We start from the raw sequence: 14,537 nt of genomic DNA, 5'->3' as shown, positions 1-14,537 counted from the left end.
ATCGTCCCACATCGAGGTTCCCCGCCACTGCAATTGGAGTGGCTGAGGTTCGCTCGCGTCGATGCGCGCGCGCCCCGGAACGACAGTGTGGGCCGGCTTCAATCCAGCTTCATCTTACAGCTTGGACCTTTTCATTGCATCCTCGCGAGTTCATGCGTTAGGTCGAAATAGCTCTGCAGCCAGAGAAACTCATCGTTCTCAACGATGACACCGCCAGCGCCCATCTGGGTTGCACCCGGCCACCTTCCGATGAGTTGATCATCGATAAAGACTTTTCGATCAGTAGACCTGACCTCTCCGCCTTGCGGCCTGGGAAAGTAGTACGCGAAAACATCGCGGTAACAGTAGGCGAAGCCCTGATCCGCGCCGTTTGCGGTATCTGCGTGAACATCCAATGTAGTCCGCGCGAAGAGGTCCTTGCTTGCCCACGGAAAACCAGTGTCCACCCGATAGGGGATGCGCGGAGCTCGGCCTGAGGTGACGATGAAAGGGCTTGGGTTTTCTTCGATCTGACCCACGCCAGAGCGGCGATTGACACCTTTTGCCTCCGTGAAGCTGGCGTGGCCACCAAGCGTTTCACGGTCCCAGAGCAGAAGTCGCCGGGCGTCTTCACGCATTTCTTGCCCGTATTGCGTAAGGATCGGATTGACAACATCCCAGTTCAGCAGCCAGTACTGTGGATGGTCCGCCGGCCAGTGCGAACGCACGGTCTCTTTCGGTGCGTCAGGCAACGGGGTGCGGATGAAGGAATGGCAGGTCATCCGCAGACCGCCCGCATTGCGTGGATCGCCACTAGGAAAAAAACCTTCACCACGAAAGAAGCTGCTGCCTCGCAGATATTCGGCATTGCGATCGCCGATCGGAACGATGTTCTCTTTCCATTTTGTCAGGCGCCAGATGTCATAATCGGCCCGGCTCACTTCCGTGAACGTCGCCCGGTGAAATTTAAGTTTGGAAAACGGCTGTGCGTAGGCCTGCTCGTGCAGATACGCGATCATGAATTCGAGATTGCTCGCATCGGGTGCCAGGAACACGACCGGGAGAAAATCCGCGGGCATTGGTTGCTTGGCAAGCTCCCGGTTGCAGACATTGGGGCTCTGCACCAGCACCCCTTCGCCATTGCTCGTGCGCACACCATAGATATACGGCGCCCAGACGCCGCGCGCACTGCGCCCTTCGCCCAGGATCTGCCTGACCTGCGAGCCGCAGGCGATGATGACTTCAATGTTGAGCGGTTCGTCGCCGTGGTCCAGCTCCACGACCATCCGGTAGAACCAGCCGAACTTGAAGTCATCTCGCTCAGACGGGCCACACCCGGCCAGTCCCAGAATGGCCGAGGCCAATAACACGGTAAAGATTGCGCGCCACGCAACCTCACGCATCTTTGCCACAAATAGATACTCGCCTGCCAACATCAGAAGCTGCCTGGAGGGCAGCCACCCAACTGCTCGTCAGGTCATCAACTCGCCCGGTAAAACAGTATCAATCATGCACAGGCTGTAAAGCCGATCCTGACAATCAATGGCTGCATGAAAGTAATTCGACGAGGCATTCCCCCTGATCGGGGGCCGGATAGCGAGCGTCACTGTCATTCCGGGGCGCGGGACAGCGGCGTGGCCACTGGCATGCGAACTGGGTACCGGAGATGCCTATCACGTCAAGATTCCGGGTTCGCTCGCGCTGGCGCGCTCGCGCCCCGGAATGACAGCGTGTGAATCAATCCACCTTCGCCGGCTCCGGCCTGATCGCCGCCTCGTTGGCGATGCGTGCGGCATTGGCGGTCTCGGCCAGCGCCGCGATCTTCTTCTGCGGATCGGAACCGGGCTGCACCACGCCGGCGGACATGATCAGCGTTGCGGCGTCCTCGGCGGACATGTCGATGTCGATGATCTTGCTCTTCGGCACGTAGAAGAAGAAGCCGGTGGTCGGGTTCGGCGCGCAGGGCAGGAACACCGAGATGTGCTCCTCCTGCCCCGGCAGACTGTTGTTGATCTCCACGCTCGGCGGCTGCGAGATCAGCACGATCGACCACATGCCGGGCGACGGGAATTCGACCAGCCCGACCTTGCGGAAGCTCGAGCCCGAGCCCGAGAACAGCGTCTCGAACACCTGCTTCAACCCGCGATAGATCGCGCGGACCACCGGCATCCGGCCGAGCAGCCGTTCGCCGAGATCGACCAGGGTGCGCCCGATCAGGTTGGCGGTAAGGAAGCCGAGAAGGGTCAGCGCCACGAAGGCGACGATCAGGCCGGAGCCCGGAATGCCATAGGGCAGATACTGCTCGGGCCGATAGGCCTCCGGCACCAGCGGCCGGACCAACGCGTCGACCCAGGTGACGAACCACCAGGTCAGGTAGAAGGTGATGGCGATGGGGCCGGCAACGATGAGGCCGGTGAGAAAGTAATTGCGGATCCGGGCCATGAATCCGCGCGGCGCCTCCGGCGGAAGGTCACCGGACGGCGTTGTCGATGACATATTGGTGCGGTCCATGAACGTCCCTGCTGATCGGCGCGGCCTTTGCCGGGCGCCGTGACTATTGAACCGTCAGTCTAGCAGAATTTGCCAGTGCGGTAGCGGCAATATGGCGAGCCGGACTGCGACCGGACGCCCGATCAGCCCATTTAACGGCCGTTTGAAGGAAGCGAGAGCCTGGCCAGTCGGGCCAGCTGACCACTACCGCCAATTCGACCTCCGGCGGAACCGGCACATGGAAGACCGGTTGTTCGGCACGCCTCAGTTGGCTGGGAAACGTCCGTCAGTGCGTCGCCACCACAAGACTGATTTCAACGGGAGCATTCTTGGGAAGTTGAAAGACCCCGACCGAGGTTCTGGCGTGAACGCCGTCCTCTCCGAAGATCGCATAGAGAACTTCCGATGCGCCATCGGAGACCTCACTCTGCTGGGTGAAGCCGCCCGCCGACTGGACATAAACATTGATGGACAGGATTCGTTTGACGTTATCCAGCGCCCCAAATCGCGCGAGCAGAAGAGCCACAGCTCTCATGATGCAGATCTTTGCTGCCAACTGTCCCTGCGACAGCGAAACATCCTTGCCAACGGCGCCCTGAATAACGACGGTATCGCCGACCCGCGGGATCTGTCCGCTGATATAAGTGACATTCTCGTGCACGACCAACGGCGAGTAGTTTCCACCCACCTTGATCTCACCGCCGAAATCATAGCCGAGTTCAACGGCAATTTGTCGGAAGCGGTCTTCTCTGCTCATTTTCTTGTATTCCATCGTCAGCACTGATTTTCACCGGTGCACTAAACCAGTCTGACGATGCACACAATTCAAGTCTTCCTGAAACCATATATCCGTGGAGTGCCTATTCCACGGTCACCGACTTGGCCAGGTTGCGCGGCTGATCGACGTCGGTACCCATGATCACAGCCGTATGATAGGCCAGCAGCTGCACGGGAATGGCGTAGACCAGCGGCGTGAAGGTCGCGGCCATGTCGGGCATCACGATGGTCACCAGCGAATCGACGGTGGCCTCCTCCGCGCCCTTGGCGTCGGTCATCAGGATGATCTTGCCGCCGCGCGCGGCGACCTCCTGCATGTTGGATACGGTCTTCTCGAACACCAGATCGAACGGCGCGATCACCACCACCGGCATGTTCTCGTCGATCAGCGCGATCGGCCCATGCTTGAGCTCGCCGGCCGCGTAGCCTTCCGCGTGAATGTAGGAGATTTCCTTCAGCTTCAGCGCGCCTTCCAGCGCCAGCGGATAGGAGGTGCCGCGGCCGAGATAGAGCACATCCTTGCACTTGGCGATGTCGCGCGCGAGCTTCTCGATCTGCGGCTCGGTGGTCAGCGCCTCGGCCATCAGCCGCGGGACCTCCACCAGCGCATGCACCAGTTTGGCCTCGTCTTGATCCGACAATTCGCCGCGCGCCTTGCCGGCGGCGACAGCCAATGCGGCCAGCACCATCGGCCGACAGGTGAACGCCTTGGTCGAGGCAACACCGATTTCAGGCCCGGCCAGCGTCGGCATCACCGTCTCGCTTTCGCGGGCGATGGTCGAGGTCGCCACGTTGACCACCGACAGGGTGTGCATGCCCTGCTCCTTGGCGTAGCGCAACGCCGCCAGGGTGTCGGCGGTCTCGCCGGACTGCGAGATGAAGATCGCCAGGTCACCCTTGCGGACCGGCGCTTCGCGGTAGCGGAATTCGGAGGCGACATCGAGCTCGACCGGCACCCGGCCGAGCCGCTCGAACCAGTACTTGGCCACGTAGCCGGCATAGCTGGCAGTGCCGCAGGCGGTGATCGAGATGCGCTGGATGTCCTTGAAATCGAACGGCAGCGTCGTCGGCAGCAGAACCCGTTCGCTGGCCATGTCGACATAGCGGGCCAGCGTGTGGCCGACCACTTCCGGCTGCTCGTGGATTTCCTTGGCCATGAAGTGGCGGTAGTTGGCCTTGTCGACCATGAAGGACGACGCGCCTGACTTCAGCACGTCGCGCTTGACGACCGCGCCATGCTCATCGTGCACCACAGCGCCCTTGCGGTTCAGCACCACCCAGTCGCCGTCCTCGAGATAGCTGATATCGTCGGTGAACGGCGCTAGCGCGATGGCATCGGAGCCAAGATACATTTCGCCATCGCCATAGCCGACCGCCAGCGGCGAGCCCTTTCGCGCGCCGATCAGCAGGTTCGGATGATCCTTGAACAGGAACGCCAGCGCGAACGCGCCGCGCAACTGCGGCAGCGACGCCTTGACGGCGTCGGGAGGCGACATCCCCTGCAGGATGTACGAATTGACCAGATGGGCAACGACCTCGGTATCGGTCTCGCTGGCGAAACTGGCGCCCTGCGCCTCCAGCTGGATGCGCAACTCGCGGAAATTCTCGATGATGCCGTTGTGAACTACCGCGACGCCGCCAGCAGCATGCGGATGCGCGTTGGCCACGGTCGGCTTGCCGTGGGTGGCCCAGCGGGTGTGGCCGATGCCGATGTGGCCGGCCAGCGGCGACTTGCCGAGCGCGGCTTCGAGGTTCTTCAGCTTGCCTTCGGCTCGCCGGCGTTCCAGGTGGTCGCCTTCCAGCGTTGCGACACCGGCGGAATCATAGCCGCGATATTCAAGGCGCTTCAGCGAATCGACGATCTGATCCGCAACGGGACCGCGTCCCAGGATTCCAACAATGCCGCACATGCGGGTCAATAACTCCGGCTGGGGAAAACAGTCGACGACGACGATGGAACCTCTTAGCCACAATCGCGGACATTCTGTTACTCAATAATTATTGCCGATTGAGACAGATTTAGCCGTAACCGCCTGCCTTTTTCGGCGACGGGTTTAACAAACCATCAACGGTTTTGCTGAAGCATCACGCAAAGGGAGTCCATGACCGACATGCGACCGACCAAAACCACTGACTGGAGCTGTCTGACGCGCGACAGGGTGAAACCGGGGGCGCCATCCCGACTCGCTCACTGGCCGCCGCCATTCCGGCTGGGTGCGGAAAAGCCGGCTTTGATCAGGTATGTCGCAGACCGGGAACGGGACGAGGACTACAAAAGGCCCGCCGGTTTCCGGATCACCCGTGGCATTCTGACCCGCAATGACGACTGACGCCGATCCCGCCGGATCCGTGGGGCCTGCTACTTCTTCTTGTCGCGCATTTTGATGTCGCGGAAACGGTTCGCCCAGCCGTCCTTCGTGATCAGGGGGCTGCGCTCCACCGCCAGCGCGTCGTCGGGCACGTCGCGGGTGATGACCGATCCCGAACCGATATAGGCGCCCGCCCCGATCCTGACCGGCGCCACCAGCGATGAATTCGAGCCGACGAAGGCCCCGGCGCCGATCGTGGTCTTGTGCTTGTTGAAGCCGTCATAGTTGCAGGTGATGGTGCCAGCCCCGATATTGGCGCCGGCGCCGATATGGGTGTCGCCGATATAAGTGAGGTGATTGACCTTGACGCCGGCTTCGAGAATGGCGGCCTTGGTCTCGACAAAATTGCCGATCCGCGCGCCCTCGCCCACCGAGGTGCCCGGGCGCAGCCGCGCATAGGGGCCGATCGAAGCATTCCTGCCGATCGCCGCCTGCACCACATGGGAAAATGCATGGATCACTGCGTCGTCAGCGATGCTGACGCCGGGGCCGATCACCACGAAAGGCTCGATCGTGACGTTCTGGCCGAAGCTGGTGTCGGCGGCAAGATGGACCGTCTCGGGCGCAATCAGGGTCACGCCGGCCTCGAGCGCTGCGTTGCGCAGCCGCGTCTGCATGATCGCTTCGGCCTGCGCGAGCTGGGCCTTGGTATTGATGCCGCGCACTTCATCCTCGCCGGTCTCGATCACGGCGGCCTTGAGGCCAAGCGAACGCACCACCTCGACCGCATCGGTCAGGTAATATTCGCCCTTGCTGTTGGCCTTGCCGATGGCCTCGATGACCTTCAGCGCGGTCTTGCCGTCGAACGCCATCACGCCGGCATTGCAGAGGTCGATGGCCCGCTCCGCTGCCGTGGCATCGGCATGCTCGCGGATCGCCACCAGCTGGTGGCCCTCGACCAGCAGCCGGCCGTAGCCGGTCGGATCGGCAGCACGAAAGCCGAGCACCGCCAGTGCCGCGCCGGCCTGCAGCGGCGCGCGCAGCCGCTCGAAGGTCGCCGCCGAAATCAAAGGCGTGTCGCCGAACGCCACCAGCAGATCGTCGGCACCCGCCGCAATGGCGTCGCGCGCCGCCAGCACGGCATGCGCGGTACCCAGCCGCTCGCGCTGGATGAAGGTCGATGCGTCGGACCTCGCCCGCACCGCCTCGTCGGCCACTGCCTGGTGATCCGGTCCGACCACGACTGCCAGCGAAGCGCCGGCCCCGCGCGGTGCGGCGGCGAGCACATGGGCCAGCAACGATTGTCCGGCCACCTGGTGCAGCACCTTCGGCAGCGACGAGCGCATCCGCGTCCCCTCGCCGGCCGCGAGCACGATAGTGAGGCTGGTCCTGCCGGTCATCCGAATCCCCGTTGTTGCGGCGCCCAGGCTCGGCTCGCATGGCGCCGCCGCCCTCATAGTGGGTTTTGTCCTGAAGTGGAAATCCGTTTCGCGGTATCCGCATCAACCCGGAGATGAGTTCGCGCGCGGTTTGCTGGTAATGTTTGCCAATGATTCGGACGGCCTCGGGGGGCCACAGACGTCGAATGGCAGATGATCGCAACCAGTGGGCCGACAGATTTTCGGCAGAGCCCGGCGGCGGCTGGCTCACCAGTTTTCTGGCTGAAGAGCATGGCTTCGACCGGCGTGCCAAATTGCGTCTGGGCCTGTGGGGTGTCGGCGCGCTGGGTGCCGTGGTCGTCGCGGTTCTTGCCAGCCAGTCATCGGTGCAGCAGCGCCGCGAGCATATTGCCTCCGCCGATCTGCTGAGCCGGCAATCGGAGCAGATCCAGTCGGTCGCCGCGCAAACCCAGGCCGAAGCGCGGCGACTGTCCGCCGCCATCGAAACCCTTAACCAGGACCGTGACCGGCTGTACACGCGTGTCACCTCGGTCGAGCAGGGTCTGGAGTCGGTCACAGGCTCGATCAAGCGCCAGGCTGCGGCCCCGGCGGCGCCCGCCCCGTCGCCTGTCGCGGAGCCGCCGGCCCCGCAGGCATCGGCGGCGCCACTGATCGGCCCGGTCCTGGCGGCGACGCCTGCCGAACCACCGGCCAAGCAAGTCGCGGAACCTGCCGCCAAACAGGCGGCAGTCGTTCCGACCGCAGCCCCCGCCACTGCCGAGCCGGCTGCGCCGAGGCCATCGCCGTCGCTGGTGGCGGCGTCTGCGCTGCCCGCAATGTCGGGACCTTTGATGACGGCGAGATCCATGATGGCGCCGCCGGATCCGGCCGCGACCAAACTCAGCGAGCCGGCCGCGCCGCCTGCCGCTGAGCCTATGGCCGAGACCACGTCGGCGATCGCACCCGAGACTGCAGCGGTCAAAGCCGAGTTGCCTGCTGTTCCCGTTCAACGCACCGAATTCGGCGTCGACCTCGGCAGCGCCAATTCCGTCGACGGCCTGCGCGCGCTGTGGCGCGGCCTTGTCGCCTCCCACAAGGCGCTCGCCGGCCTGCGGCCGGTCATCATGGTGAAGGAACGCACCAACGGTTACGGCATGCGGCTGCGGCTGGTGGCAGGTCCGCTCGGCGACGCGGCGGCGGCAGCCAAACTGTGCGCCGTCATGAGCGAAAGCGGGCGCGGCTGCGATACCTCGGTGTTCGACGGCCAGCGCCTGGCGCTCAAGAACGAGAGCCCGCCTCTGGCAACGCCGCCTGCGGCAACCGCCGCCCGGCCGGCCGCGCCGACGCAGCGTCACCGCGGCAGCGCCAAACCGGAGCAGCGCAGCGCGCTGCCGCCGGCGGCCAAGCCCGTCGAAGAACCGGCGCCGCCGCCGAAGCCGCAATCGTCGCTGACCTCAATTCTTGGCCTCAACTAGCACGCAAAAGAAGCCAAATTTCGCAACGACTTGAGGTCAGAACCTATCATCGAGATTGAAGATCGGGCCGGACAATTCCCGCGCGATCACTTGTCTCCTCACCGGATACGAACCATAACTGGCCCATGAAAAAAGATCCGTTTCGGTTGACCGCCCGCCAGGTCCAGTGGCTGCTCATCGTGGGCTTCTGCAGCGTCGGCTATGCGCTGTATCTGCGCTATCTCGCGGTGGAGTTCTCCACCGTGGCACTGGCCTGCGACGCCGGACTGCCCACCATGCTGTGCAAGACGCGGCTGCTTGTGACCTACCTGTTCAAGAATTCGGTGTTCGGCATCGTCGCACTGGCGATCGCGGTGCTGCATGTCATCCGGCCGTCGATCGTGCTGATGACCGGCGGCCTGGTTGCCGCCGGCTTCGGCATCGTGCTCTACAACATCGGACTTTCCGGCGTTGCGATCGGGCTGCTCATTCTGGGATTTGCGCGGCCCGCGCCCGCCACAGCGTAACGCCGAACAGCAGATAGATCGCGCAGGTCCACAGCGACTGCCAGTTGTCCGGCCCTTCGTTGAAGCCGATATACAGCACCGAGACGACCAGAAGCCCGGCGAACACCGATTCTGCAATCGGACGCAGGCCGAGCTGCGGCCGGTTCACCAGCATCAGGCCGGCGAACGGCACCACCGCCATGGTCAGCGCCGCGAAAGGGAAATCCCGGTAGCGCGGGTCGAATACGAAGCCGAGCGCGGTCTCTGCCGCGATCAGCGTGGTCACCAGCAGCGTCACCCCCAGCAGCACCGTCGACCACGAATGGGTCCGGCCAGGGCGCGGACCAAGCAGTTCGAGGAATGTCGGCAACGAGCGGCCGGACATGGTCGCGTAGGCGCAGAGCAGCGGCGAGGCGATACCCGCGGCCAGCAAACCGCCCCAACGCATCCAGACGCCGAGCCCAAAGCTCTCATAGAGCATCTTGTCGATGGCGACCCCCAGCAGGATGCCGGCGGCGGTTGCTGAAATAGCCACCGTCAGCCACGAGACGAAGCGCGGCGGCCAGGGCCGGCGCCGCAGCGTCAGCATCCCCACCGCAAACACCAGCGCACTCAGCCCGAGGCCGGCGCCCATCTGCAGCTTCCAGGCAGGATAATTGGTGATCGGAACACCGGCCGGATATTTCTCCGCCCGCTGGTCGGCATCGATCAGCCCCCAATAGCCGCCGACGGTGCCCTCGAGCTGTCGCTTCCACGGCTGGTCATAGGCCTCGATGAGATTGACGCGAAAGTTCTCGCGCTTCGCCAGATCGAGAATTTCCGAGACCACCCGGGCCTGGTTGGCGCGTGACGGCAATGCGCCATCGCGCATCCGGCCCGCGCTCGGCCAGCCGGTCTCGCCGATCAGGATCTCCTTGGCAGGGAATGCCACGGCCACCCGCTTGCGGATCGAATCGACATGCGCCGCGGCGTTCCTCGCGCGTATCGGAAAATCCTCCCAGTAAGGCAGGATGTGGATGGTGACGAAATCGACCGCGTTATAGATCTCACGGTTGCGCAGCCAGTATTCCCAGACGTCAGCATAGGTCACGGGAACCTGGACCTGCGACTTCACAGAGCGAATTGTCGCCTCCAAATCGGCCGCGGTCATCTCGCCGCGCAGCAGCACCTCGTTACCGACCACCACAGCACTGATCACGCCGGGGTATTCCTTGGTCAAATTAACAACGGTGGCGATCTGCGCGAGGTTCTTGAGCCGATTGCTGCCGAGCCAGATGCCCTGGATCACCTTGAGCCCGACCTTGCCTGCCAGTTCCGGCACCTGGTCGAGACCGTTGTCGACAGAATAGGTGCGCACGCATTTGGAGATCTTGGCCAGCCGGGCCAGATCCTGTGCAATCTGCCCGGCCGAAATCTGGGTCGACGGGATCAGCGGGGTTTGGTCGCCGCGGAACGGCGCATAGGACACGCATTCCAGCTTGGCCGCCGGATCGATCGGCGCGCGCACCAGCGACACCGGCGTGGCGAGCCACCACCAAACCGCTGCGATCATGCTCAGGGATATTAGGAGAAGCGCCAGCGGCGTGCGGTAGGAAATGGGTTCCGTCCTCCAGGAAGCCCCGTCGATTAGCCCGTCGCCGCCGATCTGCCAAGAGTAGATCGGCCGTAGATCTCTCGAACAAACAGGAACAACGCGCGCGGCCTCGCCAATTCGCTCCGGACGCGGCAAACTGTCGCCGTTCGCTTTACCAAAAGGGCAATCCCGTTGCGGCATTGCTGGACAAAATCTCAAATGTCCGTCATGGCATTCTGGAGTGTCTCCGCCGTATTGGGGACCTATTTTGGCGGCATCTGACAGGGCGTCGGAGCGACCGTGGCAGACAACAAATCGGGGACTTTATGCGTCGAGTGCTGGTCGGGTTCCAAAATGCGGTTCTGCGTTGTGTTGCCATCCCGGGATTTGCGTTGCTGCTTGGCCTCGGCGGCGCGATAGCCCAGAGCGGCGCGCTGCGCGCCCAGGATCAGGCCCAAAAGCCCGCCGCGAATGCGCCGGCCACTCCCGCCGACGTCGCCAAGGAAAGCCAGAAGAAGACCGACGAGTTCGTTGAGGCGTCCACCGCGATCAACGGTCCGGCCGGCAACCCGGAATGCGTATGGCTCGGTCGCCGTGTCGTCGTGCTGATGTGGCGCGACGATCTCGACACTGCATTTCGCCACCTCGATCTGTACGATCGCTTCGGCTGCCCCGGCGGGCACGTCCAGGCCACGTTCCGTTGCCTGGTGCGATTCGGTGCGCTGGATCCGAAAGTGCCCGATAGTCTGAATGGCCGTGTCCACGCCTGCTGGATCAATCCCAACGCACAGCCGCAGACCGCTGCCGTCACCCAGCCCGCGACTCCGCCCGCTGCCGGCGCTGCGACTCCGGCGGCGCCCGCGACCCCGGCGCCTCCCGCAGAACCCGCGAAATAAGTCGCCGCCTGCCGGAACGCCGGCAAATATTCGCGGTTTGGATATTTGGCGCCCTTAAAACGCCACGGCGTCATACGAGTTGTTAATTCTGGTGGTAGCGATATTCTTTTGCTGCCGTCTTACTGGTCGGACCTAGGGGACGGGTCCGCTGACCGGCCACGCCTCGCCCCGTTATGGTTTTTCCGCGATGCGCGCCGTCGTCGCCGTTCTGTTGTTCGTGACTGCCGCTCATGCCGCCCTTTGGGGCATCTTGCAGGACAAGCAGGAAGCGCCGGACTTCAAGGGCATGCTCCCCAGCGTCTCCTACGCCCCGTTCGACGGCACGGCACATCCCGATATCGACAATATTCCCAGCGCCGAGAAGATACGCGCGGACCTGAAGAAGCTCGCGACGATGACGCGCGCCATTCGCCTCTATTCGTCGACGGGCGGCGTCGAAATGGTGCCGGCGATCGCCAACGAATTCGGCCTCAAGGTCACCGTCGGCGCCTGGATCGACAAGAACGTCGACCGCAACGAACGCGAAATCGCCGCGGCCGTCGACCTGGCCAAGCGCAATTCCAACGTCATCGCCATCGTGGTCGGCAACGAAACGATCTATCGCGGCGAACTCAAGGCCGACGACCTGATCGAATACATCCGCCGCGTGAAGCGGCAGGTGAATGTCCCCGTGACGACGGGCGAGATCTGGAACATCTGGCGCGACAATCTCGCGGAAACACCTGACGGCAAGGCGACGCTCGCCTCCTCCGTCGATTTCATTGCCGCGCATATCCTGCCCTATTGGGAGAACTTCAAGGATACCCAGGCCGTCGATCAGGCGATGTATATTTACGGCTTGTTGCGCGAGGCGCTTCCCGGCAAGCGTATCGTGATCGCCGAGTTCGGCTGGCCGAGCGCGGGCTACAATCTGCGCAACGCCGTTCCTGGCCCGTTCCAGCAAGCTGTTGTGCTGCGCAATTTCGTCGCGCGCGCCGAAGCGGTCGGCATGGAATACAATATCGTCGAGGCCATCGATCAGCCCTGGAAGTTCTTCGAAGGCGGCGTCGGCCCGTACTGGGGCATTCTGAACGCGGCGCGCGAGCCGAAATTTGCCTGGGCCGGTCCGGTGGTCAACCAGGATTACTGGAAGCTTGCTCTCATTGCCGTGCTGGTCGGCGTCCTGTTGTCGCTGCCGATCCTGCAACTGGTCGCGCCCACCGCGATGCAGGCGCTGCTGCTGTCCGTGGCCGCCAACGGCGTCGGCGCCTGGGTCGCGACCATCTTTGCCTATCAGCAGGGCCATTATTTCGTCTGGGGCTCGGCCTTTGCGCTGACGCTGGGCCTGATCCTGCTGGTGCCGCTGATCCTGATCGCGATGGCGCGGATCGAGGAGATCGCCGCGATAGCCTTCGGTCGCGCGCCCCGTCGACTGCTGACGCCCGAGCAGACCTCGGTGCAGGCGATTCCGGCCGGCGGCACGTTCCCCAAGGTTTCGATCCACATCCCGGCCTATCGCGAACAGCCGGATATGCTGAAACAGACGCTCGACGCGGTGGCGCGGCTTGATTACCCGAATTTCGAATGTGTGGTGATCATCAACAACACACCGGACCCGGCCTTCTGGCAGCCGATCCAGGACTATTGCCGCACGCTGGGCGAGCGCTTCATCTTCATCAATGCCGAGAAGGTCGAAGGATTCAAGGCCGGCGCCCTCCGCATCGCCATGGCGCGGACTGCGGTCGACGCGGAAATCATCGGCATCATCGATGCCGACTATGTGGTCGAGCCGGACTGGCTGAAGGATCTGGTGCCGGCCTTCAACGATCCCAACGTCGGGCTGGTGCAGGCGCCGCAGGACCATCGCGACGGCGACCGTTCGCTGATGCACTACATCATGAACGGCGAATATGCCGGCTTCTTCGACATCGGCATGGTCCAGCGCAACGAGGCCAACGCCATCATCGTTCACGGCACCATGTGCCTCATCCGCCGTGCCGCCATGGACATGGTGGGCGGCTGGGCCGGCGACACCATCTGCGAGGACAGCGATCTCGGTCTCGCCATCATGGAACACGGCTGGCTGACCCACTACACCAACAAGCGCTACGGCTACGGCCTGCTGCCGGACACCTACGAAGCGTTCAAGAAGCAGCGCCACCGCTGGGCCTATGGCGGCTTCCAGATCATCAAGAAGCACTGGCGGCTGTTCATGCCCGGCGCCAGCCGGCTGACCCAGGACCAGAAGCGCGAATTCGGCCTTGGCTGGCTGAACTGGCTCGGCGCCGAGAGCCTCGGTGTGGTGGTGGCCATGCTGAACCTGATCTGGGTGCCGATCGTCGTGTTCGCCGACATCGCCATCCCCGACAAGATCCTGACGATCCCGATCATCGCCGCCTTCGTGGTGTCGCTGGCCCATTTCCTCACGCTGTACCGCCTGCGCGTGCACGTGAAGACCTGGCAGATGCTCGGCGCCATGATCGCCGCGATGTCGGTACAGTGGACGGTGTCGCGCGCGGTAGCCAACGGGTTGATTACCGAGCATCTGCCCTTTGCGGTCACCTCGAAGGGCGGCAAATCCAGCATGTCCATCGAGTTCCAGGCGTTCTGGGAAGCGGTGCTCGGCGTGCTGCTGCTGGCTGGCGCGGCACTTCTGATCGTTTCCAACAGCTTCAAGCAGGTGCACGAGATCTACGTGTTCGCCGCCGTGCTGGTGCTGCAAAGCCTGCCATTCCTGTCGGCGGTTGCGATCGCCATCCTCGAGAACTCGCGCGCCAACGACTTTGCGTTCTGGCGTTCCACCACAGTGCGGACCGCGGAACTGATCGGCCTGCGCCCGGTGGCGATGCCGACCGCAGCGACTGTCGCGCAGCCGGCGGCCTCGGAGGTCCATCGGGACGCCAGCTAGGCCGGCCTGCCCGCCGTCAATTGTGCACGGCCGCAGCGCAGGCCGGTCGCGCTATTGACCCGCGCGGACCCGCCCCCTACACAGCGCGTCACGTGGGGCGTCGCTCGGACGGTGGCGAAAGCTGCATTCGAGCGAGCCGTTTGGGGGCTTAGATCGCGTAGCTCGGCTGGTAGAGCATTCGACTTTTAATCGAATGGTCGTGGGTTCGAGTCCCACCGCGATCACCACACTGCCCGCCCAGACAGACCCACGGGGCCGCCTCGGACGTCACAAGACACGGACACTTT

Annotated in this window: 10 protein-coding genes and 1 tRNA gene; 5 read left to right on the top strand and 6 right to left on the bottom strand. The window is 63.6% G+C overall.

The window, feature by feature from the left end; all coding sequences use genetic code 11:
* Positions 1–131 precede the first annotated feature (131 nt).
* From ACUXVA_RS20975 to glmU, 5 genes are all read right to left on the bottom strand, one after another.
* On the bottom strand, positions 132–1,415 hold the full coding sequence (locus tag ACUXVA_RS20975; RefSeq protein WP_445487897.1) for a hypothetical protein: 1,284 nt from the start codon (positions 1,413–1,415) through the stop codon (positions 132–134).
* 301 nt (positions 1,416–1,716) lie between these two features.
* Entirely contained in the window at positions 1,717–2,490 is a 774-nt protein-coding gene (locus tag ACUXVA_RS20970; RefSeq protein WP_413776365.1) for a DUF502 domain-containing protein, read from the bottom strand.
* Positions 2,491–2,755: 265 nt separating this feature from the next.
* A complete protein-coding gene (locus tag ACUXVA_RS20965; protein WP_445493324.1) occupies positions 2,756–3,241 on the bottom strand; it encodes a RidA family protein in 486 nt (161 codons plus the stop codon).
* An 88-nt stretch (positions 3,242–3,329) separates the two neighbouring features.
* Positions 3,330–5,156 carry a glutamine--fructose-6-phosphate transaminase (isomerizing) gene (gene glmS / locus ACUXVA_RS20960; protein WP_445487894.1) on the bottom strand — a complete coding sequence of 609 codons (1,827 nt, stop codon included), beginning with the start codon at positions 5,154–5,156 and terminating at the stop codon, positions 3,330–3,332.
* Positions 5,157–5,605: 449 nt separating this feature from the next.
* Positions 5,606–6,955 (bottom strand): bifunctional UDP-N-acetylglucosamine diphosphorylase/glucosamine-1-phosphate N-acetyltransferase GlmU, encoded by a 1,350-nt coding sequence (gene glmU, locus ACUXVA_RS20955; RefSeq protein WP_445487892.1) that lies wholly within the window; start codon positions 6,953–6,955, stop codon positions 5,606–5,608.
* Between the two features lie 185 nt (positions 6,956–7,140).
* On the opposite strand from glmU, the gene ACUXVA_RS20950 reads away from it, so the two are divergent.
* Both ACUXVA_RS20950 and ACUXVA_RS20945 read left to right on the top strand, forming a co-directional pair.
* Positions 7,141–8,409 carry a hypothetical protein gene (locus ACUXVA_RS20950; protein ID WP_445487890.1) on the top strand — a complete coding sequence of 423 codons (1,269 nt, stop codon included), beginning with the start codon at positions 7,141–7,143 and terminating at the stop codon, positions 8,407–8,409.
* A gap of 125 nt (positions 8,410–8,534) precedes the next feature.
* Entirely contained in the window at positions 8,535–8,915 is a 381-nt protein-coding gene (locus ACUXVA_RS20945; protein WP_265078611.1) for a hypothetical protein, read from the top strand.
* Here ACUXVA_RS20945 and ACUXVA_RS20940 read toward each other — a convergent pair.
* The gene (locus ACUXVA_RS20940; RefSeq protein WP_445493323.1) at positions 8,875–10,446 is read right to left on the bottom strand and encodes a glycoside hydrolase family 17 protein; all 1,572 of its coding nucleotides are present in this window, start codon (positions 10,444–10,446) and stop codon (positions 8,875–8,877) included. The genes ACUXVA_RS20945 and ACUXVA_RS20940 overlap by 41 nt on opposite strands.
* A gap of 347 nt (positions 10,447–10,793) precedes the next feature.
* Between ACUXVA_RS20940 and ACUXVA_RS20935 the strand changes: the two genes are divergently transcribed.
* The 3 genes from ACUXVA_RS20935 to ACUXVA_RS20925 all read left to right on the top strand — a co-directional run bounded on the left by ACUXVA_RS20935 (position 10,794) and on the right by ACUXVA_RS20925 (position 14,477).
* Complete coding sequence (locus ACUXVA_RS20935) at positions 10,794–11,363, top strand: beta-1-3, beta-1-6-glucan biosynthesis protein (RefSeq protein ID WP_265083727.1); 570 nt, start codon at positions 10,794–10,796, stop codon at positions 11,361–11,363.
* A 187-nt stretch (positions 11,364–11,550) separates the two neighbouring features.
* A complete protein-coding gene (locus ACUXVA_RS20930) occupies positions 11,551–14,250 on the top strand; it encodes a glycosyltransferase (protein WP_265078612.1) in 2,700 nt (899 codons plus the stop codon).
* A 151-nt stretch (positions 14,251–14,401) separates the two neighbouring features.
* Positions 14,402–14,477, top strand: a tRNA-Lys gene (locus tag ACUXVA_RS20925).
* Positions 14,478–14,537: the final 60 nt, after the last annotated feature.

The sequence above is a fragment of the Rhodopseudomonas sp. RCAM05734 genome (assembly GCF_052658035.1).
Note: the sequence above shows the minus strand (reverse complement) of the source record. Positions and strands in the feature narration are given on the sequence as shown.

Coding starts and splice junctions, on each gene's coding strand:
- glmS (WP_445487894.1), bottom strand. CDS start 5,156: ATGTGCGGCATTGTTGGAATCCTGGGACGCGGTCCCGTTGCGGATCAG.
- ACUXVA_RS20975 (WP_445487897.1), bottom strand. CDS start 1,415: ATGTTGGCAGGCGAGTATCTATTTGTGGCAAAGATGCGTGAGGTTGCG.
- ACUXVA_RS20930 (WP_265078612.1), top strand. CDS start 11,551: ATGCGCGCCGTCGTCGCCGTTCTGTTGTTCGTGACTGCCGCTCATGCC.
- ACUXVA_RS20950 (WP_445487890.1), top strand. CDS start 7,141: ATGGCAGATGATCGCAACCAGTGGGCCGACAGATTTTCGGCAGAGCCC.
- glmU (WP_445487892.1), bottom strand. CDS start 6,955: ATGACCGGCAGGACCAGCCTCACTATCGTGCTCGCGGCCGGCGAGGGG.
- ACUXVA_RS20945 (WP_265078611.1), top strand. CDS start 8,535: ATGAAAAAAGATCCGTTTCGGTTGACCGCCCGCCAGGTCCAGTGGCTG.
- ACUXVA_RS20970 (WP_413776365.1), bottom strand. CDS start 2,490: ATGGACCGCACCAATATGTCATCGACAACGCCGTCCGGTGACCTTCCG.
- ACUXVA_RS20965 (WP_445493324.1), bottom strand. CDS start 3,241: ATGGAATACAAGAAAATGAGCAGAGAAGACCGCTTCCGACAAATTGCC.
- ACUXVA_RS20935 (WP_265083727.1), top strand. CDS start 10,794: ATGCGTCGAGTGCTGGTCGGGTTCCAAAATGCGGTTCTGCGTTGTGTT.
- ACUXVA_RS20940 (WP_445493323.1), bottom strand. CDS start 10,446: ATGATCGCAGCGGTTTGGTGGTGGCTCGCCACGCCGGTGTCGCTGGTG.